Annotated in this window: 28 protein-coding genes; 13 read left to right on the forward strand and 15 right to left on the reverse strand. The window is 61.3% G+C overall.

The window, feature by feature from the left end; translation table 11 throughout:
* Positions 1-36 precede the first annotated feature (36 nt).
* Positions 37-906, forward strand: a complete 870-nt coding sequence (locus tag Q1A63_RS14555; RefSeq protein ID WP_298973697.1) for a hypothetical protein — start codon at positions 37-39, stop codon at positions 904-906.
* Positions 907-947: 41 nt separating this feature from the next.
* Here the strand turns inward: Q1A63_RS14555 and irr are convergent, their stop codons facing one another.
* Positions 948-1367 (reverse strand): Fur family transcriptional regulator Irr, encoded by a 420-nt coding sequence (gene irr, locus Q1A63_RS14560; protein ID WP_298973700.1) that lies wholly within the window; start codon positions 1365-1367, stop codon positions 948-950.
* Positions 1368-1575: 208 nt separating this feature from the next.
* Between irr and fabA the strand changes: the two genes are divergently transcribed.
* From fabA to Q1A63_RS14580, 4 genes are all read left to right on the forward strand, one after another.
* Positions 1576-2085, forward strand: coding sequence for a bifunctional 3-hydroxydecanoyl-ACP dehydratase/trans-2-decenoyl-ACP isomerase (gene fabA, locus Q1A63_RS14565; RefSeq protein WP_298973702.1), 510 nt, complete (start codon positions 1576-1578; stop codon positions 2083-2085).
* Between the two features lie 37 nt (positions 2086-2122).
* The gene (gene fabB, locus Q1A63_RS14570) at positions 2123-3352 is read left to right on the forward strand and encodes a beta-ketoacyl-ACP synthase I (RefSeq protein ID WP_298973705.1); all 1230 of its coding nucleotides are present in this window, start codon (positions 2123-2125) and stop codon (positions 3350-3352) included.
* Between the two features lie 10 nt (positions 3353-3362).
* Positions 3363-4154, forward strand: a complete 792-nt coding sequence (locus Q1A63_RS14575) for an enoyl-ACP reductase (protein ID WP_298973707.1) — start codon at positions 3363-3365, stop codon at positions 4152-4154.
* A 76-nt stretch (positions 4155-4230) separates the two neighbouring features.
* Positions 4231-4563: a hypothetical protein gene (locus Q1A63_RS14580; protein WP_298973710.1), complete on the forward strand. Its 333-nt coding sequence runs from the start codon at positions 4231-4233 to the stop codon at positions 4561-4563.
* Between the two features lie 130 nt (positions 4564-4693).
* Here Q1A63_RS14580 and Q1A63_RS14585 read toward each other — a convergent pair whose 3' ends face one another.
* On the reverse strand, positions 4694-5137 hold the full coding sequence (locus Q1A63_RS14585; protein WP_366142078.1) for a peptidylprolyl isomerase: 444 nt from the start codon (positions 5135-5137) through the stop codon (positions 4694-4696).
* 168 nt (positions 5138-5305) lie between these two features.
* Here Q1A63_RS14585 and Q1A63_RS14590 point away from each other — a divergent pair, with 168 nt between their 5' ends.
* The 8 genes from Q1A63_RS14590 to Q1A63_RS14625 all read left to right on the forward strand — a co-directional run bounded on the left by Q1A63_RS14590 (position 5306) and on the right by Q1A63_RS14625 (position 13666).
* A complete protein-coding gene (locus Q1A63_RS14590; protein ID WP_298973715.1) occupies positions 5306-5992 on the forward strand; it encodes a haloacid dehalogenase type II in 687 nt (228 codons plus the stop codon).
* Positions 5992-6816, forward strand: a complete 825-nt coding sequence (locus Q1A63_RS14595) for an alpha/beta hydrolase (RefSeq protein WP_298973718.1) — start codon at positions 5992-5994, stop codon at positions 6814-6816. Before Q1A63_RS14590 ends, Q1A63_RS14595 begins: the two co-directional genes overlap by 1 nt.
* Entirely contained in the window at positions 6813-7814 is a 1002-nt protein-coding gene (locus Q1A63_RS14600) for a threonine/serine dehydratase (protein ID WP_298973721.1), read from the forward strand. The genes Q1A63_RS14595 and Q1A63_RS14600 overlap by 4 nt, the downstream gene beginning before the upstream one ends.
* Entirely contained in the window at positions 7811-8599 is a 789-nt protein-coding gene (gene pcaD, locus Q1A63_RS14605; RefSeq protein ID WP_298973724.1) for a 3-oxoadipate enol-lactonase, read from the forward strand. Before Q1A63_RS14600 ends, pcaD begins: the two co-directional genes overlap by 4 nt.
* Before the next feature lie 31 nt (positions 8600-8630).
* On the forward strand, positions 8631-9956 hold the full coding sequence (locus Q1A63_RS14610; protein ID WP_298973726.1) for a lyase family protein: 1326 nt from the start codon (positions 8631-8633) through the stop codon (positions 9954-9956).
* Between the two features lie 3 nt (positions 9957-9959).
* Positions 9960-11174 carry a TCR/Tet family MFS transporter gene (locus tag Q1A63_RS14615; protein WP_298973727.1) on the forward strand — a complete coding sequence of 405 codons (1215 nt, stop codon included), beginning with the start codon at positions 9960-9962 and terminating at the stop codon, positions 11172-11174.
* A gap of 111 nt (positions 11175-11285) precedes the next feature.
* Complete coding sequence (locus Q1A63_RS14620; protein ID WP_298973728.1) at positions 11286-12377, forward strand: Zn-dependent alcohol dehydrogenase; 1092 nt, start codon at positions 11286-11288, stop codon at positions 12375-12377.
* Positions 12378-12433: 56 nt separating this feature from the next.
* Positions 12434-13666, forward strand: a complete 1233-nt coding sequence (locus Q1A63_RS14625; RefSeq protein WP_299632147.1) for a mandelate racemase/muconate lactonizing enzyme family protein — start codon at positions 12434-12436, stop codon at positions 13664-13666.
* A 2-nt stretch (positions 13667-13668) separates the two neighbouring features.
* Here Q1A63_RS14625 and Q1A63_RS14630 read toward each other — a convergent pair whose 3' ends face one another.
* From Q1A63_RS14630 to Q1A63_RS14690, 13 genes are all read right to left on the reverse strand, one after another.
* Complete coding sequence (locus Q1A63_RS14630) at positions 13669-14361, reverse strand: RraA family protein (RefSeq protein WP_298973731.1); 693 nt, start codon at positions 14359-14361, stop codon at positions 13669-13671.
* Positions 14361-15488 carry a cobalamin-independent methionine synthase II family protein gene (locus Q1A63_RS14635; protein WP_298973736.1) on the reverse strand — a complete coding sequence of 376 codons (1128 nt, stop codon included), beginning with the start codon at positions 15486-15488 and terminating at the stop codon, positions 14361-14363. The genes Q1A63_RS14630 and Q1A63_RS14635 overlap by 1 nt, the downstream gene beginning before the upstream one ends.
* A gap of 10 nt (positions 15489-15498) precedes the next feature.
* Positions 15499-16101, reverse strand: coding sequence for a class I SAM-dependent methyltransferase (locus Q1A63_RS14640; RefSeq protein ID WP_299632150.1), 603 nt, complete (start codon positions 16099-16101; stop codon positions 15499-15501).
* Entirely contained in the window at positions 16098-17063 is a 966-nt protein-coding gene (locus Q1A63_RS14645) for a cupin domain-containing protein (protein WP_298973743.1), read from the reverse strand. The genes Q1A63_RS14640 and Q1A63_RS14645 overlap by 4 nt, the downstream gene beginning before the upstream one ends.
* Before the next feature lie 138 nt (positions 17064-17201).
* Positions 17202-18176: an ester cyclase gene (locus Q1A63_RS14650; protein ID WP_298973745.1), complete on the reverse strand. Its 975-nt coding sequence runs from the start codon at positions 18174-18176 to the stop codon at positions 17202-17204.
* Complete coding sequence (locus tag Q1A63_RS14655; RefSeq protein WP_298973750.1) at positions 18173-19189, reverse strand: LacI family DNA-binding transcriptional regulator; 1017 nt, start codon at positions 19187-19189, stop codon at positions 18173-18175. The genes Q1A63_RS14650 and Q1A63_RS14655 overlap by 4 nt, the downstream gene beginning before the upstream one ends.
* An 18-nt stretch (positions 19190-19207) precedes the next feature.
* Positions 19208-19966 carry an SDR family oxidoreductase gene (locus tag Q1A63_RS14660; RefSeq protein WP_298973752.1) on the reverse strand — a complete coding sequence of 253 codons (759 nt, stop codon included), beginning with the start codon at positions 19964-19966 and terminating at the stop codon, positions 19208-19210.
* Entirely contained in the window at positions 19966-21012 is a 1047-nt protein-coding gene (locus tag Q1A63_RS14665; RefSeq protein ID WP_298973757.1) for an ester cyclase, read from the reverse strand. The genes Q1A63_RS14660 and Q1A63_RS14665 overlap by 1 nt, the downstream gene beginning before the upstream one ends.
* Before the next feature lie 58 nt (positions 21013-21070).
* Entirely contained in the window at positions 21071-22399 is a 1329-nt protein-coding gene (gene hisD / locus Q1A63_RS14670) for a histidinol dehydrogenase (protein WP_298973759.1), read from the reverse strand.
* 12 nt (positions 22400-22411) lie between these two features.
* Positions 22412-22942: an ester cyclase gene (locus tag Q1A63_RS14675; RefSeq protein WP_298973762.1), complete on the reverse strand. Its 531-nt coding sequence runs from the start codon at positions 22940-22942 to the stop codon at positions 22412-22414.
* 49 nt (positions 22943-22991) lie between these two features.
* Positions 22992-24149: a carbohydrate ABC transporter permease gene (locus tag Q1A63_RS14680; RefSeq protein WP_298973764.1), complete on the reverse strand. Its 1158-nt coding sequence runs from the start codon at positions 24147-24149 to the stop codon at positions 22992-22994.
* Entirely contained in the window at positions 24149-25174 is a 1026-nt protein-coding gene (locus tag Q1A63_RS14685; RefSeq protein WP_298973766.1) for a sugar ABC transporter permease, read from the reverse strand. The genes Q1A63_RS14680 and Q1A63_RS14685 overlap by 1 nt, the downstream gene beginning before the upstream one ends.
* A 129-nt stretch (positions 25175-25303) precedes the next feature.
* Complete coding sequence (locus tag Q1A63_RS14690; protein ID WP_298973769.1) at positions 25304-26524, reverse strand: extracellular solute-binding protein; 1221 nt, start codon at positions 26522-26524, stop codon at positions 25304-25306.
* Between the last annotated feature and the right edge of the window lie 75 nt (positions 26525-26599).

Below are 26599 nucleotides of genomic sequence, written 5' to 3' on the forward strand. Positions count from 1 at the left end.
ACTGATTCTGCGTCATGCAGCCAAGCGGAGAGCCTGATGCAATATAGAGATGTGACCGCGTTCCTGAAAGACGGCCAGACCGCCCTGACCAAGGGACCGGTCGCGATGATCTTTGTCGAAGACGATGTTGAGGTTGCAACTACACTGCGGCACCACGAACAAATGGGCTTTGCATCGGTGCTTGCCTTCATGCCAGCGGTTTTCGATCTGCCGCGCGATCTGCAAGAGACCGTGCACCGAATTGACTATGACGCCACGGCGGGGGGGGCGGTTGAGGCCGCGGTCAATGCCGTCGCGGCAGCGGCTCCGGGCGTTTGGATGTTTTACTGCTACAACGCTGAATACCTGTTTTTCCCCTTCTGTGAGACACGCAGCATCAGCGAGTTGCTCGCTTTTCACACCGAAGAGCGGCGCGATGCCATGCTGACCTATGTGGTCGATCTATACGCGGATGACCTGTCGGAGCATCCGGATGCCGTGTCGCTGGACCGGGCGCATCTGGATCGGTCAGGCTACTATGCCCTGGCGCGCAAGGATGCCGAAAATGGCTACCAGCCCAAGGAACGCCAGTTGGACTTCTTTGGCGGGCTACGCTGGCGGTTTGAAGAACACGTGCCCTACACCCGACGCAAGATCGACAGGATCGCGCTCTTTCGGGCCCAAGCTGGTGTGGCGTTGCGGGCCGATCACACGTTCTCGCAGGAAGAGTACAACACTTACGCCTGCCCCTGGCATCACAACATCACGGCGGCGCTCTGCTCGTTCCGCACTGCCAAGGCGCTGAAGCGCAATCCGGGCAGCACCCATGGCATTCACACGTTCAAATGGCACAACTCGGCGCCATTTGAATGGCATTCACGACAGTTGCTTGATTTGGGCCTGATGGAGCCCGGCCAGTGGTTCTGACCCCGTCAACGGGGCCACTCAGTCTGCGAAGTCAGAAAGCTTCAGGATTTGCGCCGCAGCCGGATGACCACATCAACCGATGCAATCTCGGCCCCTTCCGGCGCGTCCGGAATCTGTGCAATCACCAATTGATCCGATGGTGCGTCTGTCAGCTTCGCATCATCTTCCCAGTAGAAATGCGGGTGATCGTGGGTGTTGGTGTCAAAGTAGCTCTTGGATCCATCCACGGTTACTTCCTGCATCAGACCCGCATCGCAAAAGGCACGTAACGTATTGTAGACCGTCGCCAGTGACACCGGTTCGCCCTGCTCTTTTACGGAGGCAAAAAGGCTCTCTGCCGTGACATGCCGATGTTGACCATCACCGACCAGCAACGTTGCAAGCGTTACCCTCTGACGCGTCGGACGCAGCCCGGCCGTCGCCAGCCAGGAGGCTCCTATGTCTTGTTGCGCACGTGTCATGGCACCCTCTTGATCATGCTCGCCTATTATATAGGGCGCTTTGCGAGGCATTTTCAATTGAATAAGCCGATTTTGTCTGCGCGCTTTGACGCGGCAAGGGGGCTGGATCGCGGGGCGCATGGCCCGTTCCCGCACTTGCAGAGCCCGCAAACCCGATGCTAGAGGGGTTTGACCAACAAAAAAACTGCCGAGCAGGAGACGCGCCAGTATGGCCCAATACCCCACAAGCTTTGACAAAGATGCCCTGCTGAAATGCGCGCGCGGGGAGCTTTTTGGCCCCGGGAACGCGCAGTTGCCCGAACCGCCAATGCTGATGATGGACCGGATCACCGATATCTCAGGGGATGGTGGCGAGCACGGCAAGGGTCACGTTGTCGCTGAATTCGATATCCAGCCGGATTTGTGGTTTTTCGACTGTCACTTTCCGGGAAACCCCATCATGCCCGGCTGCCTCGGGCTCGACGGGCTGTGGCAACTGACCGGTTTCAACCTCGGCTGGCGTGGCTGGCAGGGGCGTGGCTATGCGCTTGGCGTTGGTGAGGTCAAACTGACCGGCATGGTGCGTCCGGATCGCAAAATGCTGACCTATTACGTTGATTTTACAAAAGCCCTTCAGACCCGACGCTTGACAATGGGGGTTGCCAATGGCCGGGTGGAAGCAGACGGCGAAACCATCTATCAGGTAACTGACATGAAGGTCGCGCTGTCAGAAAGCTGACGCCTGAACACGCATCGAAGGAATGAAGGAGAGCGCCATGCGCCGCGTCGTCGTGACAGGATTGGGGATCGTCTCATCCATCGGGAACAATGCCGAAGAGGTTCTCGCCTCTCTCAAAGCGGGCAAGAGTGGCATCGTCGCCAGCCCGGAGATGGCAGAACACGGGTTCCGCAGCCGGGTCGCCGGCACGCTCAAGATCGACGTATCCGAGCATATCGACAAACGCACATTGCGGTTCATGGGGCCGGGCGCTGCCTATGCCTACATCGCCATGGCCCAGGCGATTGAAGATGCCGGGCTGGGCGAAGATGTGGTTTCCCACCCGCGCACCGGTCTGGTGGCAGGCTCTGGCGGTCCCTCCACCAGTGCCATGCTGACCGCGCACAACGTCGTCAAAGATACCGGTGCAACGAAACGTATTGGCCCTTTTGCGGTGCCCAAATGCATGTCCTCGACGGTCAGTGCCAACCTCAGCACGGCCTATAAGATCAAGGGCATCAACTATTCGATCACCTCGGCCTGCTCGACATCGCTGCATTGCATCGGCAACGCAGCCGAGCAGATCATGCTCGGCAAGCAGGACGTGATGTTTGCCGGCGGCGGCGAAGAACTCGACTGGACGCTCTCCTGCCTCTTTGACGCGATGGGCGCGATGAGCAGCAAATACAATGAGGCACCCGACACGGCGAGCCGCGCCTTTGACGCCAACAGGGATGGGTTCGTGATCTCCGGGGGCGGCGGGATTGTCGTGCTGGAGGATCTGGATCACGCACTTGCGCGGGGTGCTGATATCTACGCTGAAGTGACCGGCTATGCGGCCACATCGGACGGCCACGACATGGTGGCACCCTCTGGCGAAGGCGGCGGTCGCGCTATGCAGATCGCCCTTGAGACGTTACCAGCGGGCCGCAGTGTCAGCTATATCAACGCGCATGGCACCAGCACTCCTGCCGGTGATCAGCCGGAGATCGAAGCCGTGCGCCGCGCCTTTGAGGGCATGAACCAGCCGCCTGTCAGTTCGACCAAATCGATGACCGGGCACAGCCAGGGGGCCGCGGGCGCGCAGGAAGCGATCTACTGCCTGCTGATGCTTAAGGAAGATTTCATCGCGCCTTCGATCAATGTTGAGACCTTGGACCCGGCTTTCCAAGCTGATGAGATTGCCACGGAGCTTGTTGAAAATGCCGGGCTCGATTCCGTGATGACCAACTCTTTCGGTTTTGGTGGCACCAACGGGTCCATGATCCTGTCCAAGTATCAGGAGTAAGAGAGCACATATGTCTGGTCTACTGAACGGAAAACGCGGCCTCGTCATGGGCGTGGCCAATGAACGCTCCATCGCCTGGGGCATTGCCAAAGCCATGGCCGAGGCGGGCGCAGAGCTGGCCTTCACCTATCAAGGCGACGCCTTTGGCTCCCGGCTGGCCCCTCTCGCGGCTTCGGTTGGTTCGGATTTCATGGTCGACGTGGACGTCACCGATGATGCCTCGCTGGACACCGCGTTTGAGCAACTGGCGGCGCGCTGGCCGACCATTGATTTCGTAGTGCATGCCATTGCTTTTTCCGACAAGAACGAGCTGACGGGGCGGTTCCTGAACACCACCCGTGACAATTTCAAACAAACCATGGACATCAGCGCCTATTCCTTCATCGAGGTGGCCCGTCGCGCACATCCGATGATGGTGGAAAATGGCGGCACGCTGATGACGCTGACCTATCAGGGCAGCAACAGCGTTGTCCCCAACTACAATGTGATGGGCGTGGCCAAGGCGGCGCTGGAGAGTGCGACGCGCTATCTGGCCAACGATCTCGGCCCGGAGGGCATCCGGGTGAACGCGATCTCACCCGGCCCGATGAAGACGCTGGCGGGGGCCGCGATTGGTGGCGCGCGCAAGACCTACAAACACACCGATCAGAACGCGCCTTTGCGCTCCAATGCAACGCTCGAAGCGGTGGGCGGCACGGCCGCATACCTTGCGTCAGACGCAGGCGCCTGCACCACGGGAGAGGTCATTCGCGTTGATGGCGGCTACCACGTTCTGGGCATGCCGCAGGGTGAAAACCTCTGACAGGCTGACCCCAGAAGCCCACGCGGCGGCACCGTGACGCCGCAGTCATGCCATATTCAACGCCTACGCTATCAGCATGTATAGTTACGCTGATTCCCGTACCCTGCGCCAAGCGCGCTACATCAAACGCGCCAGTCGCGCCCGCCGTTTTGGCTGGCTGCTGATGCCGGTCACGGCCGCAACGTTTTCGGCGGCGCTATGGTCGGATCCGGCGATTCAGCCGAAACTCATGGATGGCCTTGAGGTGGTCAAACCGATGGTGACCGCCATGATCGACGGTGAGTTTTCGACGGACGAAGTGCGCGAACTGCAGGAAGCCGCCATGGAAAGGGCCGCAGAATTCAATGCGAAACTGGCTGGCCTTCCGGTATCCAGAACACCGGTGAACCGCCCCGAAGTCGACGGCTAAGCGTTTCGGGGAAACCTGAAGCGACGAACATCATTTTCCGCGGTTGCGCCGAAGGCGAAAGGCGGCAAACAATGGATCTAGGCACTTGCCGGAACGCTAAAGGCTGCACCCCGACACGCCGGGATCCCGATCACTTGATCGACATCAGCTCGATATCGAATTTCAGGTCCTGACCAGCCAGCGGATGGTTGGCGTCGATGGTAACCGTCGCCTCATCCACTTCAACGACCATCACCTGCATGGCCTGACCATCCGGCGTTTGCACATTCAGCTGCGTGCCGATGTCCAGCGGCACATCTGCCGGAATGCCCTCACGCGGTACCGCCTGACGCATTTCCGGGTTCAGCGGCCCATAAGCCTGATCGCAGGGAATTTCGACCGTCTTTTTGTCGCCGACCGCCATGCCGGGCAGCGCCACATCCAGCCCTGGAATGATCTGCCCCGACCCGACCTCGAACTCCAGCGGCTCGCGCCCATCGGAGGTGTCGAATGGGGTGCCATCCAGCAACGTGCCCGTATAGTGAATGCCAACAGTATCGCCCGTTTTAACCTGGGTCATCAGTTCTCCGATCATATGTGAGAAGGGGTGTTGGAGGCCGCGTATCTGCGCAGGTTCTCCTGAGATGCGGATAGCCTGCCCGTCCCTTTTGGCCGAGTAAACCCGAAATCCGCGCATTTGGGCCTTTTCGCGCAGGTCGCGCCGTGACAATCTGACCTTAAGCTTTGCAACAGGAGCGCACCCATGCCGATCACGAATTGTGTTTTTGATGCCTATGGCACGCTCTTTGATGTCGCAGCCGCAGCGCGACAAGCGGCTTCTGAACCCGAATTCGCACAGTTGTCGGATCGTTGGCCGGCACTGGCGGAACACTGGCGCCAGAAGCAGTTACAATATACCTGGCTGCGCGCGATCACGCAGGCGCATTGCGATTTCTGGGACGTGACGCAAGAGGGTCTGGATTGGGCCTTGGAAAAAACTGGGCTGGAGGGCGACGCACCGCTGCGCGAGCGGCTTCTGGCGCTCTACTGGGAGCTACAGAGCTATCCCGAAGTGCCGCAAATGCTGCAGCGCCTGAAAGCACAGGGCATGGCGACCGCAATTCTGTCCAACGGGTCACCGGATATGCTGCGGGGTGCGGTGACCTCTGCCGGGATCGAAGCGGTGCTCGACGACACGCTGTCGGTTGAAAGCGTTGGTGTCTTCAAGCCGGACGCGCGTGTCTATGATCTGGTGAGTAAAAGGTTTGGCTGCGCAAAAGATGAGGTTCTGTTCGTGTCATCCAACGGCTGGGATGCGGGTTGCGCGACGGGCTATGGCTTCAAGACGGTATGGGTCAACCGGGCCGGTGATCCGGTGGACCGCCTGCCCTGGCGGCCCGCACACATCTTGCAGGACCTGACGGGCATTCCGGAATTGGCAGGACTTTGATGGCACATTTCAACTCCTCCGATGGGCTGTCATTGCACTACACCGACCAGGGTGATGGCCTGCCCGTTCTATGCCTTGCCGGGCTGACCCGCACGACAGCCGATTTCGATTACGTCACCCCCTTTCTGGAGAACGTTCGCCTGATCAAGATGGACTACCGTGGGCGTGGCGCATCGGATTGGGACAGCAACTGGCAAAACTACGCACTGCCAATTGAATGCCGCGATGTGCTGGAATTGCTTGACCACCTCGCGCTTGAAAAGGTTGCCATTCTGGGCACATCCCGCGGCGGCCTCAATGCGATGGGGCTGGCTGCGGGTGCCAAGGAACGGTTGATCGGGGTGGCGCTGAACGACATCGGCCCGGTGCTTGAGCCCAAGGGCCTTGCCTTCATTTCAGGCTATTTGGGGCGCAATCCGGGTGCCAAGAATTACGCCGATGCGGCGCAGGCGATGCAGCAGTCTTACAGCGGTTTTCAGGATGTTCCCCTGTCGCGCTGGATGGAGGAAGCACACAAGCATTTCCGCCAGATCGACGGTCGGTTGGAGATCACTTATGATCCACATTTGCGCGACGCGATTGAAGCCTTGGGCGCGCAGGCCGCGCCAGACCTCTGGCCCTATTTCGACGCGCTTGAGGGTCTGCCGATTGCCTGTATTCGCGGTGAAAACTCTGATCTACTGAGCCATGAGACGCTGAGGGAAATGGAGCGCCGCCGACCGGATATGATCAGCGTGACCGTCCCGGGGCGCGGCCATATACCCTTTCTCGATGAGCCTGAGGCCGTTGCGGCCTTGCAAACATGGGTGAATGCACTGTCATGAATATCGAAATGATCCGCGCCGCGGCTGAGCGGCTTAGAGGCCACGCAAGACGCACCCCCCTGCTGTCTTCGCCGTTCCTGGATGAAATTGCGGGGCGCCGCGTCTGGGTCAAACCGGAATGCCTGCAGCATACTGGCAGCTTCAAATTCCGTGGCGCTTGGTCGGCTGTCTCCGCCCTGACGGAAGACGCGCGGGCGCGAGGTGTGATCGCCTACTCCAGCGGCAACCACGCACAGGGCGTGGCGCTGGCCGCGGCCTCACATGGTGCGTCGGCTGTCATCGTGATGCCGCGCGACGCGCCGCAGGTCAAAATCGAGAATACGCGGGCATTGGGAGCCGAAGTTGTCCTCTATGATCGGGCAGCGGCCGAAGACCGCGACGCCATTGGTCGCGAGATTGCCGGTGCGCGCGGGCTGACGCTGATCAAGCCCTTTGACGAGCCGCAGGTGATCGCCGGTCAGGGCACGACAGGTCTGGAAATCGCGGCACAGGCTGCAGAGGTCGGTGTAAGCCAGGCGGATGTGATTGTCTGTTGTGGCGGTGGTGGGTTCTCCTCCGGCATCGCCCTGGCGCTGGAGGCAGACGCGCCCGGCCTGCGCATGCGCCCCGCCGAACCCGAAGGCTTCGATGATGTCGCCCGCTCCCTGCGGTCGGGCAAAATCGAACGCAACGCCAGGGTGTCAGGCAGCCTTTGTGACGCGATCATCAGCCCGCAACCGGGCGACATCACCTTTCCGATCCTGAAACGACTGGCGGGTCCAGGGTTGGTGGTGACCGAAACGGAGGCACTCCGCGCGGTTGCGCAGGCGTTCAACCGGCTGAAAGTTGTGGCCGAACCCGGCGGCGCCGTGGCGCTCGCCGCAGCCCTTTTTCACGGCGACCAGATTGAGGGGGAAGACGTGATTGTCACGATCTCCGGCGGCAACGTGGACCCAGATGTTTTCCAGCAAGCGTTGAACCTTGGCGACGAGGCCGTGCCACAAGGAGACGCCGCATGAAACTGCTGGATCTCGGCGATGTCAGGCTGCATTACCGCGTGGACGGACCCGACGACGGGCCGCCCGTGGTCTTTGTCAATTCGCTGGGTACGGATCTGCGGCTGTGGGATCCGATCCTGCCGCATCTGCCGGACGGGCTGCGGATCATCCGTTTCGACAAACGCGGGCATGGGCTGTCGACCTGCCCACCAAGCCCCTATACGATGGGGGCGCTGGTCACTGATACCGAAAGGCTGCTGGATCATCTGGGCGTCCGGGACTGCGTCTTTGTCGGTCTGTCGATTGGCGGGATGATTGCGCAGGGTCTTGCGGTCAAACGGCTCGACATGATCCGCGCCATGGTTTTGTCGAACACAGCGGCCAAGATCGGCAATCCGGAGCTTTGGGCGGAACGTATCGAAGGCGTGCAACAGGGCGGCATTGAAAGCCTTGCGGATGCTGTCATGGAGCGGTGGTTTTCCAAATCCTTCCAGGACAAGCCGGACCTGGAGCTTTGGCGTAACATGCTCACCCGTCAGGAAGACGAGGGATACATGGGGTGTTCTGCCGCGATTTCCGGCACGGATTTTTACACGACGACCGCCAGTCTGCGCTTGCCGACGCTGGGCATTGCGGGCGCGGAGGATGGCTCCACCCCGCCGGATCTGGTGCGCGAGACCACCGATCTTATCCCAGGCAGCCAGTTCCATGTGATCCGCAAGGCCGGGCATCTGCCTTGCGTCGAACAGCCCGAAGAATATGCCGCCGTCCTGACCCGTTTCCTGAAAGAGGTGGGACATGTTTGACCGTCTCCCTGGGAACAGGGCCCCCTGATCCATGGCGGCAAGCGTCTTTGACAGCCCGCTCTATGCGCGCCTCTTTCCGACCGGAGACGCGGGCCGCCTTTTCTCCGACAGCGCGGCCCTGCGCGCGATGCTGCTGGTCGAGGGCGCATTGGCCAAGGCGCAGGGTGCCATGGGGATCATCCCTGAACTCAGCGCCGCTGCCATCCACCGCGCCACGCTGGAAATCCAGATAGATCCCGGCGCTCTGGCGCAGGCGACCGGGCAAAACGGGGTCTGCCTACCGGGTCTGGTCGCCGCTTTTCGTGCGGAAATGAACGCGCCGGAGCATGCGCAATACCTGCATTGGGGGGCGACGTCGCAGGATATCATCGACACCGGTCTGATGTTGCGGCTGCGCCAGGCCCTCGCGCTGGCAGAGGCTGATTTACGGACCATCGTCGTGGCGCTGGCCGATCAGGCGGAAACCCATGATGATCTGCCGATGCCCGCACGCACCTATGGTCAACAGGCCACGCCCACCAGCTGGGGCGCGGTGCTGGCAAGCTGGGGCATGCCGCTGCTGGCCGCGCTGGAGGCGCTGCCCGACCTGCGGGAAAGATCGCTCTGGGTGTCGCTGTCTGGTGCCACGGGGACGTCCGCGGCGCTGGGGGACGAGGCTGCCGCACTCCGCAAAGCCTTGGCAGAGGGCTTGGGCCTGCATGACCCGGCACGCTCCTGGCACACCGACCGGGGGCCGATGTTGCGGATCGCCGGGTGGATAGCACAGGTGACGGCGACCTTGGGCAGCATGGGGCAAACGCTGACGGCTCTTGCGGCGACAGAGGTGCAGGAGGTCACGACCGGCCCGGCCGGTGGGTCGTCAACCATGCCGCAAAAGCAAAACCCCGTGGGGGCGTCGGCGCTTGTCGCCCTGTCGCATCAAACCGCCGGCTTGCTGGCCGCTTTGCAATCTGCAGCCTCCCATCAACACCAGCGCGACGGGGCGTCATGGTTCACCGAGTGGATGCTCATGCCGCAAATCGCGCTCAGCTGTGCATCGGCGCTGCAACACGCTGTTTCCCTGGCCCAGTCGATACAGCCGAACCCGGCGCAAATGGCGCGGGCCTTTGAGCAAGGACAGGGTTTGCTCCACGCCGAGGCCTTGAGCTTTGCCCTGGCTGCACAGATGCCCCGCCCTGATGCTCAAGCAGCCACAAAAGCGCTCTGCGCCGAGGTCGCGCAGACAGGCGTACCGCTGTCGGATCTCGCCCGCACGCAGTATCCGACCCTGCCTGCATCACTCTTCGATCCCAAAGCGCAATTGGGTCAGGCCCCGGCTGAGGCACGTGCTTTTGCAGCACGTGCGCGAGCGCTCTGACACATGCGCCCTGCCGTTCTGTTCATCCTGATCACCGTGATGCTTGATTCCATGGGCATTGGGCTGATCGTCCCGGTGATGCCGGATCTCATTCAGGAAATCCAAGGCTCCGATCTGGGGACCGCGGCGCTTTGGGGCGGCATCCTGTCGACCACATTCGCCGTGATGCAGTTTCTCTTCGGTCCGGTGATCGGCGGCCTGTCTGACCGCTTTGGCCGACGCCCGGTACTGCTGATCTCGCTGGTCGTGATGGCATTGGATTATCTGGTGATGGCAGTTGCGGGCAGCATCGCGCTGTTGATGCTGGGCCGGATCGTCGGCGGCATCACTGCGGCAACGCAATCGACGGCCAATGCCTATATGGCCGACATCAGCCGTCCCGAAGACCGCGCCGCAAACTTCGGGTTGGTCGGCGCGGCCTTCGGATTGGGCTTCGTTCTGGGGCCGCTTTTGGGCGGTCTGCTCGCCGAATTCGGCACCCGCGCGCCGTTTTATGCCGCCGCCGCTCTCGCCGCCCTTAACGCGGTCTTCGGCTACGTCGTCCTGCGCGAAACGGTGACCGATGACATCCGCCGCCCGTTTCGATGGAAACGCGCCAACCCCTTGGGCAGTTTCCGCCAACTTGGCCGCTTGCCCGGGTTAGGGCCGTTGCTCATCGTCTTTTTCCTCTACCAACTGGCCTTCATGGTCTACCCTGCCGTCTGGGCCTATTTCGGCAAGGAGCGTTTTGGCTGGGAGCCTGCCACCATCGGGCTCAGCCTTGCGCTTTTCGGTATCATGCTGGCCATCGTCCAGGGCGGGTTGATCCGCTGGGTGCTGCGCCTGCTGGGCGAACGCGGCACAGTCGTCTACGGGCATCTCATTGATGTTGCGGCCTTTCTGGCCATCGCCTTCGTGACCAGCGGAACCATCGCCCTCATTTTGACCCCCATAGCCGCCCTCGCCGCCGTGATCACTCCCGCCCTTCAGGGCATCATGTCAAAAGCGGTCGGCCCCGACGCGCAAGGCGAATTGCAGGGTGCGCTCACCTCCGTCACAGCGCTCGCAATGATCCTGTCCCCGATGATGATGACCAGCGCCTTCGCCGCTTTTACCGACACCAACGCCGCCGTTTACATGCCCGGCGCGCCCTTTGTCCTCTCCGCGGGGCTGATTGTGGTGGGGTTGGTCGTCTTCGTCTCCTTTCCTCCGCGCAAAACCGCCCCCGTGGAAGGATAACAACAACGACACGGGCATGTCGCAATGTGTCTTGCGCGCAGGGCGCCATCGGGTCACCCTGAACGCTGACATCCAGCGCATTGGCGTGCGAAGCAGAAAGACAGTTCATCCATGCAGACGATCAAAGCCGCTGTTTGCCACAAATTTGGTGCTCCCCTGAAAATCGAAGACATCCAATTGCGCGCGCCCGACCTGGGTGAAGTGGAGGTGACACTCGACGCCGTGGCGATCTGCCATTCGGATATTTCCTATGCCGATGGCGCCTGGGGCGGGTCCCTGCCCGCGGTCTACGGCCACGAGGCCGCGGGCATCGTCAGCGCAGTTGGTGAAGGTGTTCGAGGGTTGTCTGCGGGCGATAGCGTTGTGGTGACCCTGATCCGCGCCTGTGGCAGTTGTGGCAGTTGCGCCGGGGGTAAGCCGACCTTGTGTGAAACGCCCTATGATGGCGATCACGGCCCAATCAAAACCGCAGATGGTGGCAAATTGCATCAGGCGATGGCCACCGGCGCTTTTGCGGAAAAGGTCGTTGTCGATCAAAATCAAGTGGTGCGGATCAATGCCGATATGCCCAAGGACGCGGCGAGCCTGATTGCCTGCGGGGTGATTACCGGGGTCGGCGCCGTGGTCAATGCAGCCCAATTGCGCGCAGGTCAGGATGTGGTTGTCATCGGCGCCGGTGGCGTCGGTTTGAACGCGATCCAGGGCGCGCGCATCGCAGGCGCACGCCGCATTGTGGCGGTTGATATGAGCGCGGAGAAGCTGGAGACCGCCAAGGAATTTGGCGCGACGGATGGTGTCTTGGCCACGCAAGACAAACCCTGGAAAGCCGCCTTCAAGGCGCTCGGCGGAAAAGGTGCCGACGCTGTGATCGTCACCGTTGGGGCGATCCCGGCCTATGATCAGGCGCCGCGCTATCTGGGCATGGGCGGCAAGGTGATCATCGTGGGCATGCCGCATTCCGGGGCGCAATCCTCTTATGAACCGGTGATCCTGGCGGCGGTGGGTCAGGGCATGATCGGATCCAAAATGGGCGATGTGGTGATCCAGCGTGACATCCCTTGGATGGTTGATCTCTACGCGCAGGGACGCTTGAAGCTTGATGAATTGATCTCAGGCCGCTGGCGGCTTGACCAGATCAATGAAGCCATTGCTGACACGAAATCCGGTGCCGCGCGGCGCAATGTGATCCTCTTTGACCGGTAAACCCCTCAAACAGACGCGTTAAGCTTAGGCCCACCATTTGGCAAAAGGACGCCGTGATGAAACTGCAGGACCTCGACATCATCGTTACCGCGCCCCCGGCGCCGGGCTGGGGGGGACGCTATTGGATATTGGTGAAACTGACCACGGACAATGGTATCACAGGCTGGGGGGAGTGTTATGCGTCCTCTGTCGGACCTGACGCCATGCGTGCGGTGATCGAAGATGTCTTTGCACGGCACATGGCGGGCGAAAACCCCGAAAACATCGAACTGATGTTCCGCCGCGCCTATTCCTCAGGCTTTACCCAGCGGCCCGATCTGACGGTGATGGGGGCATTCTCCGGGCTGGAGATCGCCTGCTGGGACATCTTGGGCAAAGCACGTGAGCGCCCGGTCTGGGCGCTGCTGGGTGGCCGCATGAACGACCGTATCCGCGCCTACACCTATCTCTACCCGCTGCCGAAACAGGATATGACTGCCTTCTGGACCTCGCCCGAGATGGCAGCCGAAGCCGCTGCCGATTGTTTCGCCCGGGGCTATACGGCGGTTAAATTTGACCCGGCGGGCCCCTACACCCTGCGCGGGGGGCATATGCCCGCGATGAGCGACATTTCCCAATCCGTGGCCTTCTGCAAAGCCATCCGGGAGGCGGTGGGCGACAAGGCCGATTTGCTTTTTGGCACCCATGGTCAGTTCACCACGGCGGGGGCCATCCGCCTCGGCCAGGCGCTGGAACCCTATTCGCCGCTCTGGTTCGAAGAGCCGATCCCGCCCGATGCCATCGACGAAATGGCCAAAATCGCGCGCGCCGTGCGCATTCCCGTGGCCACGGGCGAGCGCCTGACCACCAAGGCCGAATTCGCGCCCGTTCTGCGCGCCGGGGCGGCCAGCATCCTGCAGCCTGCCTTGGGCCGGGCCGGGGGCATCTGGGAAATGAAAAAAGTCGCCGCCCTCGCCGAGGTTTACAATGCTCAGATGGCGCCGCATCTCTATGCTGGCCCTGTGGAATGGGCCGCGAACATCCACCTTGCCGCTTCCATTCCCAACCTGCTGATGGCGGAAACCATTGAGACACCCTTTCACGACGCACTCATCAAGGGCAGCATCCAGGTGGAGGCGGGTTTTGTCACGCCGCCCGAAGCGCCCGGTCTGGGCATCGATGTGGACGAGGAACTGGCCCGCGCACATCCCTACACCGGCACCCGCCTGCACCTGGAAATGCAGGAAGCGCCCTGCGACTACGTCAACGGCAATGCGTTTGAAGGCGGCGCACCTGCGCCAAAGGGATAGCCTCAGGTCCGAGAGGCTTCAAACGCGGCCCAGGCGGCTTCAAACTCCGCAAAGCTGATCCGTTTGTCTTTGACCGCCTCGAAAACGATCTTTTCTGAGGCAAAGAGCTGCGCGATGGCCTCGGCGAGGCGCGGCACAATGTCATCCGGGATCACAACCCCGCCGTGACGGTCCGCGTGGATCAACGCGCCGGGGGCGACGGACATACCACAAATCTCCACCTTGATATCGAAGTCGAGCACATGCACAAACCCGTGGCTTGGCCCGATGGAGCCTGCCACCACCGGGAAGCCATCCGGCAGGTCTCCCAGATCGCGCATCACCCCGTCCGTCAGCGCCCCGGCAAGGCCAAAGGCCTTGTGAATATTGGTGTTGACCTCACCCCAATAGGCGCCAATAGCGTTCGGGACATCCATGTCCTGCACCACAGCCACGCCAGGGCGCGGGCCCTCGGCCATGTATTTGTAATAGGCCATGCGCCGGGCCTTGATGACCTCGGGCGGTTCGGATGGCGGGGTGACGGCCTGAATGCGCGCGGTGCGCGCATAGCCTACCATTGCCTGCCCCGGTGCCGAGCATTGCATCGTGCCGCGGGTAAAATCGTTGAAGCCGCGCTTGCCCTGCGCCACTTCGATGGCGTTGCAGACGGTGGGCGTGTCGACGCTGCGCAGCAGGTCCAGTAGGGCCGCGTCCATCACCGTCTCTCCGCCAGTGCCGCACCATCGCGCAGTGCTTCGAGTTTGGCGAAAGCGATATCGGGATCGACCGCGCCGAAACCCGCGAATGTGCCGAAGCCGCAGTCTGACCCGGCCACAACCCGGTCCGCGCCCACAATGCCTGCAAACCGTTCAATCCGCTGGGCGACCAGTTCGGGGTGTTCCACGAAGTTGGTTGTTGTATCCACAACGCCCGGCACCAGCACCTTGTTGTCCGGGATATCTGCCTTGCGGTCGCGAAAGACGGTCCATTCATGCGCATGGCGGGGGTTCGAGGTTTCAAAGAGCAGGTAGCTCGCCTGCGTCGACATCAGCGTGTCAAAGACCTTCTCCATCCCGATGTCGCAGACATGCGGCCCTTCGTAATTGCCCCAGCAGATGTGCACGCGCACCTTGTCCTGCGGGATGCCTTCAAGCGCATGGTTCAACGCCTCCACATGGGCGCCCGCGATCTTGAGGAACTCATCATCCGACAGATCGTTGAAAAGCATGTGCCGCGACAGCGCGAGATCCGGACAATCGAGCTGCAGATCGAGCCCGGCGGCGACAATCGTCTGATACTCCTCGCGCATCGCATCGGCCAGCGCCGCGAGATAGGCGTCGCGGGTCTTGTAGTGGTCGTTTTGCAGGAAGAGCGAGATGACCCCGGGAGAGGCCGCATTCATGAAACCCCGCGCCGCGCCATGTTGCGCCATCGCCGTCTTGAGGTTGGCAATGTCTTTCTGCAACTCGCCCTGACCCTTGGATTTAACCTCACCCGTGCACATCGGCCGCGCGTATTTCGGGGTGCCGCCATCCTCGGCCAGACGTTTGAGAAAGCTGGGGAATTTCTTCAGATCCGCAGGCGCGTTGCGCGGGCTGTCGCCTGAAAACCCGGTGTAGCGGTCCTTGACGTAGGTGGCGTAAGAGATCTTGGAGGTCTCTCCATCGCTGACAATGCCCACGCCCGCAGCCACCTGTTTGGCGACGGTATCGGAGACGGCCCGCGTCATCGCCGCGTCAAATTCTGCCGAGTCATAGGGCGTGCCGTGCTCGCGCGCGAAAATGAAATCGACGACCTCTTGGGTGCGGGGCAGCGAGCCTGCGTGCGTGGTCAGGATGGACATGGCAATCTCCTCAGATCTTGCGCGCCATGAGCACGCTGTGTTTGTTGGTCTCCGGGTCCTCGGCAAGATACCCGGTCAGGCGAAGGCCGTTTTGCTCAAGACAGGTGGCGTATTGCGCCGGAGAGAGCGAGGCGTGATAGACGGGCTGGTCACCGACGGTGCCGGTCGCCTCACCGGCATCAGGTCCCACCGTCATCAAAAGCGACGCGCCGGAGGTCAGATGCGCAGCCATACGGGCGATACAGCCGCGCTGTTCGTCGGGCGTGAGGTGGAAGAAGCTGTCCCAGGCGATGATCCCATCGAAGGTCTCGCCCAGATCGAAGCGGCGCATGTCACCCTGCCGCCAGTCACCCTGGGGCCAGCGACTGCGTGCGATCTCCAGCATGGCATCGGCGAAATCGACACCCGTCACCTCGAAGCCTTCAGCAAGGAACCAACGCGCGATGGGCTCTCCCGTCCCGCACCCCAGGTCAAGAACGCGACCTCCCGTCGGCAGACAAGCGGCAAACCGCGCGAGCCACCGCGCCTCGAAGAGCGCGCGGGAGCGTTGCGCATCGTAAAGCGCGGCCTGGGTTTCATAGACATCGCGGGTGTCGCCCGGATCTGCAGTCATCCCTGCCATGTGGCACCAGCCGGGTCATCCGTGCCCACGATGTGATAGAGGGCGGCATCGCCGGTCATCGATGGCACGGCGTTGTGCATCAGGTTTTCCGGCACCGACATCGTATCGCCAGGGGCCAGCGTCGCGGTGCCGCCTTCCCATGTGACTTTCCAGTGCCCGGTGACCGGCATGAGTACCGAAGGCCGGTCATGCTGATGCATGTCTGTGCTGGCGGAGCCACGGGTCACCAGCGCCACCTCGAACCCCGGCTTGTCGCGCAGCATTGCCTCTGCGCCAATGACACTTGCAGGTGTCTTGTCGGCCAGCGACACCATATCCCAATAGCGCGCGACGTAGCCCGGGATCACATCGGCTGTGGTCGGTTCGGGAAAGCTTTTGAGCGCGTCTTCGGTCAGGAGCGGCATCGGCTTCACACCCTCCGGCAGCGTATGGCCCTGTTTGCTGTCATAGAGCTTGCCCTCTTCCGACAGCACCAGCCCGTGATCTGCGGCGTCCTCGATCACCTGCGGCGCCCAGATCACGCCGCCGCCCGCGTCGTCGCCGCCAAGGATCGCCATGATCATACCGTAGTCATTGCCGATGTTCTCGAATCCACGGAAGATACCGGTGGGGATGTTGAAGATATCGCCCTCTTCCAGCACCACCTCGCCCGCATCACCCCAGCGGCCCCAGAAAAACCGCCAGCGGCCTTTCAGCACAAAGAACACCTCTGCCGTGCGGTGGCTGTGCAGCGAATTGCGGCACTTGGGCGGCTGGCCCGCCGCGCCGATGTTGAACCCATGCGGGATCGCGATATGCACATGCTGATCGGGGCTTTCCGACACACCGCCGCCGATGATCGTGAAGTTTTCCTTCTGATCGGAGCCGGGTGTGTGGGCGTCGATGAAGGCGGTCTTGCAAGGCATCAAATCGCCGTAGCGGACGATGCGGGTTTCCATCTCTTGTGGTGTCATGTCTTTGGTCCTTGTCTGAATGGGAAGTAAGTGGGTGAGGTCACCCGTTCCCCGGTGGACGCAGGTTCAGACGGCGCGCGCGCAGCGACGCCCGCCAGAGGTGGTATCGGCGCAGATCTTCATGGATCGCGCGGGGCATCAGAGCTCTCCTGTGTGCAGCAGGATCTGTTTCCAGATCGTGGTCTCATCAAAGATGACATATTCACGGCGCAGCCCCCAGGGGCCGAATTCTGCGTGGCTGATCCCCAAAAGGTAAACCTCCGCACCCGTCGGCGCCCCGAACCGCCCCCAGCCGGAGTGTTTGCCCTGCAATGACCAGCGCAGCGCTGCGCGGGGTGGCATCATCGGGTCGTCGCGTCCGATCTGGTGATCGATCTGGAAGGTGGCATCCGGGAAAGACGCCCGCAGCCCCATCCAGAATTGATCAACGTCGCCGTGGCTATGTCCGGTCTGTCCGCCCGGGTATTCCACGTGGCAAGCACGGTCATATTCCACAGGGATTGCCGCCATATCCGCACCCATGATCCGGGTGAGGATATCGGCGTATTTGGCCCCCCATGCGTTGTCATTCCCCCGACCTTTGTAGGGACCGGGCTGATCTGTCGCCGGGCTGAGCGGTTGGGTGCAGGCCTCTGGCCCGCCTTCGCGCGCGATCAGATCGGCGGCGTAGTCTTTCGGATCCATGCCCAGTTGGCGCACGATGGCGCCCTGATCCCGGATCAGCCATTCATCATTGATCTGATTGTTGATGGCGTGGCAGTCAGCCATGATCCGGTAGGTCAGTTTCTTGCCCGTCGCCTTGCCGTAAACCCCGTCATGCGCATGGGTCGCCGTGCTGAGCAAACGGTGCGAGGACAGCATGCCCTCCTCCGGTGTGCCCGACCAGATCACATCCTCCCCCAACAGTGTCCGATCCGGGAATTCGGCCAGCGTGGCCATGGTCGCACCAATCACATTCTGGTTGCCAATGACCACCGAGGCCGGGGAGCGGACAACGATGTCGTCGGAATAATACTGATGCAGGGTCGCAATGCCGCGATCCTCCCAGATCTCCCTGGTGATCCCGATGATGTAATCGGGGAAATCCTTGAATTTGGGATCGAAGCCTTTCATAGCGTGCAACTTTCAGGTTTGCGGGCAGAGCCGCGGATGATCAATGGGCCGTCGAGGGTGATGCGGCGGGGTGCTTCGTCTTCTTCGGAAAGGCGTGCCAACAGGGCCTCGACCGTGGCAGCCACCATGCGGTTGGCGGGCTGGCGCACGGTTGTGAGGTCGTAGCTGGGCCAATGTGAGAGCGTCACGTCATCATAGCCCACCACCGAAACATCCTCCGGCACGCGCAGACCAAGTTCAAACCGCAGCACATCCATCACCGCAAAGGCCATGTGATCATTGGCGACAAACACCGCGTCGGGCCGTTCTTGCGCGCCAAACATCCGCCGCGCGGCGTTTTGGGCGGTCTCGAAGTTGAAATTCCCGATGCCACGGGCAACGAGCGAGACCCCTGCCTCTTTCAAGCCCGCCATGAACCCCGCCTCGCGGTCGATCTGGGTCGAGGCATCTTCCCAGCCTGCGATATGGGCAATCCGCTTATGACCGCCCGCAATCAGGAACTCCGCCAGCTTGCGCCCGCCTGCCACATTGTCCGACGTCACGCTGGTGAGCCGCTCGTCATACTGGTGCCGGTTGAATAGCACGATGGGGATACCGAGGCCTTCGCACCGTTTCGTCAGGTCGCTCGACAGGCCCACGGAGGCCGCGATGATCGCATCCACCTGGTAGTCAAGCAGCTCATCAATCACCGTCTGCGTGGCCGCGTGATCGTTCGACGCCATGAAGACCAGAACATGATAGCCTTCCGCCTGCAGCGCCTTTGACAGGCGTTCGATGGCTTCCGGGTAGAACTGGTTTTCAAGGTAGGCGACGACCAGACCAATGATCCGGCTGCGCCCGGTGATCAGCGAACGCGCCAACACATTGGGCCGGTAGCCCAGCTGTGCTGCCGCCTTGCGCACTTTTTCGGCCGTGCTTTTGCTGACGGAGGCCCCGGGCGTAAACACGCGGCTGACCGCGGATCGGCTGACCCCGGCCCGCTCCGCCACTTCCACTGAAGTCACCTTACCCATGTTGCCTGATCCCGATCCTCAACCTGCCGTCCAGCCGCCGTCGATCATCATCGAGGTGCCGGTGATCATGGCCGAGGCATCCGACGCCAGAAAAAGCGCGGCCCCCATGATGTCTTCCACTTCACCCACGCGGGGCAGTTTGATCTTGTCCATGATCCAGGCCAACCGTTCAGGATTGTCAAACGTCACCGCAGAAAGGGGCGTGCGAATGAACGTGGGGCAGATCGTATTGATGCGGATCCCCGACTTGCCCCATTCGATGGCCATGGCTTTCACCATCCCTTCGAGCCCGTGTTTTGACGCGCAATAGACGGCGCGGTCCACCCCGCCCACATGGCCCATCTGGCTTGAGATATGGATGATCGACCCCGGCAGCCCTGCGCCCATCAGCGCCTTGGCCGCCTGTGCAGACAAAAAATAAGCGCTGCGCAGGTTCACATGCATCACCGCATCATAGTCTTCGGGCGTGGTCTGGGTGGCGGGCCCATGACGCGCCAGCCCTGCTGAGTTGATCACGATGTCAAAGGGCTCTTCAAAAGCAGCCCGTAGCGCACCTAGATCACCTTGATCCAGCGGCATGGCTTCAGCGGACCAGCCCTGCCCCGCCATCGCATTCACCGATGCCTGCAAGACATCCGCGCGCCGGGCTGCACACACCACATGGGCGCCAGCCTCGGCAAGCGCCACGGCACACCCCAACCCGATGCCCGACGACGCACCGGTGACCAGTGCCCGCTTTCCCGACAGATCAAATGACGGCGTTTCTGGCAGTTCCATCAAAGTGCAGCCCCTGTTGCAGAATCAAACCCAACGCGAGCCTTGTTGAATTCCCGCATGCGCGCGAAAACATCGACCCCGATCTGATCATACATATGCAGCAGGTCCACCAATACCCAATTTTCTCGAATCAAACCGTTTTCCACCCGCCAGAAATCCAGACTGCGCATTTCGATCTTCTTGCCCGTGGGCGCAATGCCTAGCCAACCGCCCTGCGAAATCGACTGGTACATGTCGGGCCAGCCGGTCACCGCCGCGTAATTGCGGTCGCCAAAGAAATGATACTCGATCTCATCCACATATTGGCCGCGGTCCGGCATGCCGTTGAGGAACGGGATCTGGTGCCACTTGCGGAACCCTTCGATCCCGCGCCCGGTGCCAATGCCGGAGGGACCATACCAGCTCATGCGCGGATGCCAGAAGCGCTCCATCTCCATAACCTCCGGCCCGCCCTGCGAGGGGTGGCGCTTGAGATATTCCAACATCTCCACGATGTGCCGACAGGTGGCGGCCCCCTGCGCCGCATCATACGGCCCCGGCACCAGCCCGTCACAGGTGGCAGGCCCGGGAATATGCCACTCGCGCCCCAGGCTCGGGCTCATCGGCCAGGCATCCGCCTGCATCATGACCTCTGGCAGATCCCAAAGCGCCTGCATCTCGGTAATCTTGCCGTCCTCGAACCGGTAGAATTCATGAAACCGCAGGTGCATCAGATGCCCGGTCGATGGAATATCCAGCCACGGCATGCAGAAGGTGCCGGTGTAAAACCCGCCGCAGCCAACCCAATCAGCCCCTTCAGCTGTGGGTCCCGCCATGACGATGTGATCACGCCGTTCCAAATCCGGCACCGCCCGCACCAGCGGCGCATAGACCGCATCCACATAAGCGTCGACGCCGGTGATCGTCTCGAACGGATAGGCCAGGCGGAACAGCACATTGGGCGCACAGATCTCATGGAGCAAGCGCCGCAGAGCCGCCAGGTCAAAATCATACAGCGCCGCGCGCAGGGGCGCGAGTGTCTCTTTATTCCGTGAATGCGTATCCATATCTTCTTCTGGCTTGAAAATATCCCGGGGGTCCGGGGGCAGCGCCCCCGGCTGCTGCTTATTCCGCCGCTTCGCGGGCCGGGGCACCCTCACCGTAGGGCACGTTCACCCCGCCATAGCGCCGGACCCGCAGATTGCATTGCTCTGCGTGCCCCACGAACCCCTCCAGCATGCACAAACGCGAGCCATAGGCGCCAATTTCGGCGGCGGCCTCATCGGTGGTAACCTTCTGATAGCTATGAGTTTTCAGGAATTTTCCAACCCAGAGCCCACCGGTATAGCGCCCGGCCTTCTTGGTGGGCAACGTGTGGTTGGTGCCGATCACCTTGTCGCCATTGGCCACATTGGTGCGCGGTCCGAGAAAGAGCGCACCATAGCAGGTCATGTGCTCCAGGAACCAATCGTCACGCTCCGTCATCACCTGCACATGTTCGCTGGCGACGTCATCCGCGACTTCCAGCATCTCTTCCCAGGTGTCACAAAGGATCACCTCGCCGTATTCCTCCCAACTGACCTTGGCAGTATCCGCTGTCGGCAGAATGGTCAGGATACGGTCGATTTCGGCCAGCGTCTCCTCGGCCAGTTTGCGTGAATTCGTGAGCAGGACTGCCGGGGAGTTGTACCCGTGTTCGGCCTGCCCCAACAGGTCGGTCGCGCACATTTCCGCGTCCACGGTCTCATCCGCGATCACCATGGTTTCGGTTGGCCCCGCAAAGAGATCGATGCCGACACGGCCGAAAAGCTGACGTTTGGCTTCGGCTACAAAAGCATTGCCCGGCCCCACGATCATATGCACGGGATCAATGGTGTCTGTACCAAGCGCCATGGCCCCCACCGCCTGAATGCCGCCCATGACGTAGATCTCATGCGCCCCACCCAGATGCATTGCCGCGATCACACCTGGATTGGGCTTGCCCTTGAAAGGTGGTGTGCAGGCAATGATCCGCGGCACCTTCGCCACGCTCGCAGTGGCCACCGACATATGCGCCGAAGCCACCATCGGGAACTTACCGCCCGGTACGTAACAGCCTACCGACTGCACAGGGATGTTCTTGTGCCCGAGGATCACGCCCGGCAGGGTTTCGACCTCGATGTCGAGCATGGAGTCCCGTTGGGCCTGCGCAAAGTTACGTACCTGTGCTTGCGCGAATTTAATATCTTCGAGCTCACGCGGGCTGAGTTGCGCGATCAGATCGTCGATCTCCTGCTGGCTCAAACGGAAGGAGGCCGGCGAATACCTATCGAACTTCTCGCTCAGTTCCCGCACGGCCACATCTCCGCGCATCTCGATATCGGCCAGCGTGGTTTCGACGGCGACGCGGGTTTTTGCGTCATCATCTGCGCGTTCGGCCTCAGGCTTACCACGTTTCAAATACTCGATTGCCATCCGTTGTACTCCTTACTCGCCCGGGCGCGGCGGGGCTTTCTCGCCGCGGTCGAAAGCCTCCCAGCCTTCGCCCTTGAACACATCCACGCCCAATTGGGCCAACACATGCGGGAAATCGACCATCACCCAGTTGTCGGTGATGCGCCCCTCTTCCACTTTCCAGAAATCCATGTAGCGGATCTCGACCCGTTTGCCGGTCCGCGCCACGCCCATGAAGGCGCCGGAATGCGTGGCCTCCTGTCGGCCAAAGGCGGCGGCCCATTCGCCCATGTAAAGGCGGGCTTCATCGACGCAGACCTTGTCGGAAAAAGCCGCCTGAAACGGGCGCTGCCAATTGTCCTGAAATTCCTGCAACCCGTTTTTGGTGCCGCACCCCAGGTTGCCCATCCAGCGGAAGTTTTGCGCAAAGAAGGCCCCGATATCGTCAATTCGGTGGTCGTTCAGGCCATCGACCATGCCTTCAATCACGGCGCGGGTGTCTTCTGTCTTGCTCATATCCGTGTCGCGGCTGAGCACCGCTTGTTCGGGACGTGATCCTTTCATCGCGGCTCCACCTCCGGCGGGCATGTCCGAGGAATAATGGAAGTCAGGGTCATCCTTTGACGGCTCCTGCGGTTAATCCGCTGACAATCTGGCGCTGGAAAACCATGACCAGAAGGAAGAGCGGCGCGGTGATGGAGACGGCCGCCGCCACGGCTTCGACCTGATCGGTGGTCGTGGTTTCGCGGTTGAAGTAACCCGCGATGGCCGGAACCATCGTCTGGTTCTGCGCGTCAAGGAGCAGCGACGTCACAAGGAAGTCATTGTAGCCCAAGAGGAAGGAGAAGAGCCCGGTGGTGATGACACCGGGCCACATCACCGGCATGATCACCCGGCGGAACGCCTGGAAATGGCTGCAGCCATCGACGCGGGCGGCTTCGTCCAACTCGGCGGGGATGTTCTGGAAAAAGGAGCGCAGCATCCAGATGGTGAACGGCTGGTTGATGGACACCAGCACGGCGATCACCGCCCAAGGCTGGCCGTAGAGCGTGGGGGCGCCTTCGCCGAAGATCGGTCGGAGGATTTCGGAGGAGTTGATGAAGACCGGTAGGTAGCCCGCGACCAGCACCGAGTGTGGCAACGCGCGGAAAACCAGCGCCAGGATCAGCAACCAGAACGCCAGATCGGAGCCGGACCGCGCGAGCCCATAGCCCGCGAGTGTGCCGACGGTCAGCGAGATGGTGACCACGCCTGCGGTGACCAGCATGGAGTTGAGGAAGTTGCGATAGAATTCGTTTTCGGCCCAGACAGCCACGTAGTGCTGGGTCGTGAGGCCCAGCACCGGGTTGCCCAACGGACCAAGGAGGCTGTTGAGCACGCCCAGCACCAGCGGCAGCACCCCGAAGAAGATAAGGACAAACAGGATGGCATAGGCCAGCGCGCCGATGATCCACCCCAGCACGAGCAACCCAGGCGGGCAGTATCTCTGCACCAGCCCCGGCAAGCGCGTGAAGGCCCAGCGGATGGCAAAATAGAGCACCGCCAGCCCCAAAGCGATGTCGATGATCGACAACCCATCGCCATTTGCGCGCGTGGCGGGGCCTGTGATGACATCCCATGCGCTGTCGGCGAAGGCGTCGACGGGCGATTTGAAGCTCATGACCGCGATCCAGAAGATCGGGAAGGCGGCAAGCAAGCACCAGAAGGCGAGGAAGGCGCCGGAGGAGAAGCGCAGTGCAAAGGACTGCTGCATGGCTTTGGGGGTAGACATCAGTGCGCGCTCCCTTTGTGGTCACGCCAGGTGCGGCGCAGCGGCAGGATCAAGAGGAACACGATCCCGATCATGGTGAGCATGGCGGAGGCGGAGGCCCGCGAGATCGCGCGGTTGCCAGCGTCATCCGGCGTCATGAAGTCATAGGTCAGCCATTGCAGCGAGATGACGTGCGCCTGGCTGCGGAAGCCGACGATTTCCTCGAAGACACGGTAGCAATCCATCAGATGGATGAGCGCGATAAAGACGATGAGCGGCATCAGGTGCGGAACGATCACATGGCGCAGACGTTCCCAGCGGCTGGCCCCATCGATCACGGCGGATTCCAGCGTGTCCATATTCACCGTTTGCAGCCCAGCATAGAAGATCACGAAGGCAAAGGGCGCCACGTGCCAGACCCGGTAGAAATACATCAGCAACTCGATGGTCCAGGCCTGCGCGAACATGGAGATGTTGGTGCCGGTCCACCGCTCCATCATGGCGGTCAGGATGCCATCGCCCACGAAAAGCCAGTAGATCGACAACGAGCCGATCACCGGTGTGATAATGAACGGCAGGAGGGAGATGAAGATGATTGGCCCGCGGATCGAGCGGGTGGCGTTGTTGACTGCAAGCGCAATGGCCAGCCCGACGCCAATCACCAGCGGCAGTGTCAGCAGGGTAAAGGACAGGGTAAATCGCAGCGCTTTCCAGAAATCGATCTGCATGATGTCATTCCAGCTGCCGTTGCCCACAGCCTCCCAAAACTTATCCATCTGCAAAACGTTGCGATAGCTTTGCAAACCGACCCACCGGGTTTCTGTCATGGTTTTGCCAGCGTCATCCAGTACCGGTACCGTCTTGGTTTCCGTCACACAGGTCTGGGTGAGAAATCCGGGCGTACAGGTTTCCACTTCGACCTGTTGCAATATGGGTTGCGTGACCTGAAAGCTCTGGATGAAGACACTCACCAGGGGTGCCGCGATAAACAGAAGCATCATAAAGACGGATGGGCCAACAAAGGCGGCAAATGTCTTGAACTTCATGGCACTCTCCTCACGGCAGCACAGATTGCGAATGTTTCTGGTGCGTTTTGCAAAGCCCCTTGTCGAAGCGCTCTGCAAAACACGCCGTTGGTCGGGGCTGGCCGCACGAACGCCGCCAGCCCCAATAGATTACTTGAGCACACCGGCCTCTTTGGCAGAGGTGGTATAGGCCTCTTCGATTGCCGTCAGCGTGGCTGCGGCGTCGCGATCACCGGTCAGGAAAGCAGGAAGCTCATTGCCCAGCGCAGTGTGCAGCAGGCCCATCTGTGTCGTGGAAGGATAGGCGGGTGGTGCTGGTGCGGCGGTTGCGGTGGCAATCGCGCCCTCCGCGATCTCCGTTGGTACGTAGCCGTTCACAAGCCAAATCGCCGCATCATTGGCTCCCTGTACGGTCTCCGCGTCCAGACCTTCCATCGCCAGCCGGAACGCCGCATCCGCCTCTTCATCAGAGATGTTCTTGGCAATCACGATGCCATCCCACCACAGGGTCGTGGCTGGTGCGCCATCGGCGACCGCTTTGGGGGCAGCCGCCATCGCGACCTTGCCCACCACCTGGCTTTCCGCCGGATCGTTCATCGCGCCTGCGCGGCTCGACCAGAGGTTCGCCATCGCGATTTTGCCCTGTTGAAACTGCTGCTGCACGTAGGTGGAGTCGCTGACCAACACCTCTGGATCCGTGAAGGCCAGCGCCTTTTTCATCGTTTCCAATGCGGCCACACCAGCATCGGAATTCACTGCGGTGGTGTTATCATCGTTGAAGAACTGGCCGCCGTGTCCGGGGTACATGTTCACGAATTCCTGCGCCAGGTTCCAGCCGGATTTCATCGTGGCCCCCAAGGGGTAATCGACGACACCGGCTTCCTTGATCTTCTCGGCGGCGGCGTAAACTTCATCCCAAGTTGTGGGCGTTTCAATGCCCAGATCCGCCAGAATGTCCGATCGGTACATCAGGTGCTGGGTGTTCACCATCATCGCCACGGCCATGATCTTGCCGTTGATGCGGATCAGCTGGTTCGGGGTCAGGTTCTGACCATATTTGGCGACCAGATCGTCCAGGGGGCGAATTGTGCCCGCGTTGATCAGCGGCGTGATCGTCCCGTTGGAGACACCCCCGATCTGGTAGAGCGATGGATTGGCCTCAAAGGCAGCAGGCTGCTTTGTGCGGAATTCCTGATCCAGCTCGGCCTGAAAGTTTCCGCATTCCGCCATGGCGTCGGTGACGGCTTTCCAGGCTTCAAAACCAGCCGTCAGCGATTTGATCGGCGTTGTATTCTCGTAGGAACAGGCCGCAAAAGCAGCACTGCCCATCAACGAGATCGCCCCCGCCAGTGCAATTTTCTTCAAAAACATATGCAAACTCCCTGTTGCAGTTGGCTTGGGTGCATCTTGCAAGGCTGCACCCTTTGGTTGGCCCCTTCAGGGGCG

The organism is uncultured Roseobacter sp. (assembly GCF_947499265.1).
Taxonomy (GTDB): Bacteria; Pseudomonadota; Alphaproteobacteria; order Rhodobacterales; family Rhodobacteraceae; genus Roseobacter.

Coding starts and splice junctions, on each gene's coding strand:
- Q1A63_RS14685 (WP_298973766.1), bottom strand. CDS start 25,174: ATGAAGTTCAAGACATTTGCCGCCTTTGTTGGCCCATCCGTCTTTATG.
- Q1A63_RS14690 (WP_298973769.1), bottom strand. CDS start 26,524: ATGTTTTTGAAGAAAATTGCACTGGCGGGGGCGATCTCGTTGATGGGC.
- Q1A63_RS14580 (WP_298973710.1), top strand. CDS start 4,231: ATGTATAGTTACGCTGATTCCCGTACCCTGCGCCAAGCGCGCTACATC.
- Q1A63_RS14680 (WP_298973764.1), bottom strand. CDS start 24,149: ATGTCTACCCCCAAAGCCATGCAGCAGTCCTTTGCACTGCGCTTCTCC.
- Q1A63_RS14555 (WP_298973697.1), top strand. CDS start 37: ATGCAATATAGAGATGTGACCGCGTTCCTGAAAGACGGCCAGACCGCC.
- Q1A63_RS14600 (WP_298973721.1), top strand. CDS start 6,813: ATGAATATCGAAATGATCCGCGCCGCGGCTGAGCGGCTTAGAGGCCAC.
- Q1A63_RS14610 (WP_298973726.1), top strand. CDS start 8,631: ATGGCGGCAAGCGTCTTTGACAGCCCGCTCTATGCGCGCCTCTTTCCG.
- Q1A63_RS14665 (WP_298973757.1), bottom strand. CDS start 21,012: ATGGATACGCATTCACGGAATAAAGAGACACTCGCGCCCCTGCGCGCG.
- pcaD (WP_298973724.1), top strand. CDS start 7,811: ATGAAACTGCTGGATCTCGGCGATGTCAGGCTGCATTACCGCGTGGAC.
- Q1A63_RS14645 (WP_298973743.1), bottom strand. CDS start 17,063: ATGACACCACAAGAGATGGAAACCCGCATCGTCCGCTACGGCGATTTG.
- Q1A63_RS14630 (WP_298973731.1), bottom strand. CDS start 14,361: ATGGACGCGGCCCTACTGGACCTGCTGCGCAGCGTCGACACGCCCACC.
- Q1A63_RS14595 (WP_298973718.1), top strand. CDS start 5,992: ATGGCACATTTCAACTCCTCCGATGGGCTGTCATTGCACTACACCGAC.
- Q1A63_RS14655 (WP_298973750.1), bottom strand. CDS start 19,189: ATGGGTAAGGTGACTTCAGTGGAAGTGGCGGAGCGGGCCGGGGTCAGC.
- Q1A63_RS14675 (WP_298973762.1), bottom strand. CDS start 22,942: ATGAAAGGATCACGTCCCGAACAAGCGGTGCTCAGCCGCGACACGGAT.
- Q1A63_RS14660 (WP_298973752.1), bottom strand. CDS start 19,966: ATGGAACTGCCAGAAACGCCGTCATTTGATCTGTCGGGAAAGCGGGCA.
- Q1A63_RS14650 (WP_298973745.1), bottom strand. CDS start 18,176: ATGAAAGGCTTCGATCCCAAATTCAAGGATTTCCCCGATTACATCATC.
- Q1A63_RS14640 (WP_299632150.1), bottom strand. CDS start 16,101: ATGACTGCAGATCCGGGCGACACCCGCGATGTCTATGAAACCCAGGCC.
- Q1A63_RS14590 (WP_298973715.1), top strand. CDS start 5,306: ATGCCGATCACGAATTGTGTTTTTGATGCCTATGGCACGCTCTTTGAT.
- Q1A63_RS14585 (WP_366142078.1), bottom strand. CDS start 5,137: ATGATCGGAGAACTGATGACCCAGGTTAAAACGGGCGATACTGTTGGC.
- Q1A63_RS14620 (WP_298973728.1), top strand. CDS start 11,286: ATGCAGACGATCAAAGCCGCTGTTTGCCACAAATTTGGTGCTCCCCTG.
- hisD (WP_298973759.1), bottom strand. CDS start 22,399: ATGGCAATCGAGTATTTGAAACGTGGTAAGCCTGAGGCCGAACGCGCA.
- Q1A63_RS14625 (WP_299632147.1), top strand. CDS start 12,434: ATGAAACTGCAGGACCTCGACATCATCGTTACCGCGCCCCCGGCGCCG.
- fabB (WP_298973705.1), top strand. CDS start 2,123: ATGCGCCGCGTCGTCGTGACAGGATTGGGGATCGTCTCATCCATCGGG.
- irr (WP_298973700.1), bottom strand. CDS start 1,367: ATGACACGTGCGCAACAAGACATAGGAGCCTCCTGGCTGGCGACGGCC.
- Q1A63_RS14575 (WP_298973707.1), top strand. CDS start 3,363: ATGTCTGGTCTACTGAACGGAAAACGCGGCCTCGTCATGGGCGTGGCC.
- fabA (WP_298973702.1), top strand. CDS start 1,576: ATGGCCCAATACCCCACAAGCTTTGACAAAGATGCCCTGCTGAAATGC.
- Q1A63_RS14635 (WP_298973736.1), bottom strand. CDS start 15,488: ATGTCCATCCTGACCACGCACGCAGGCTCGCTGCCCCGCACCCAAGAG.
- Q1A63_RS14615 (WP_298973727.1), top strand. CDS start 9,960: ATGCGCCCTGCCGTTCTGTTCATCCTGATCACCGTGATGCTTGATTCC.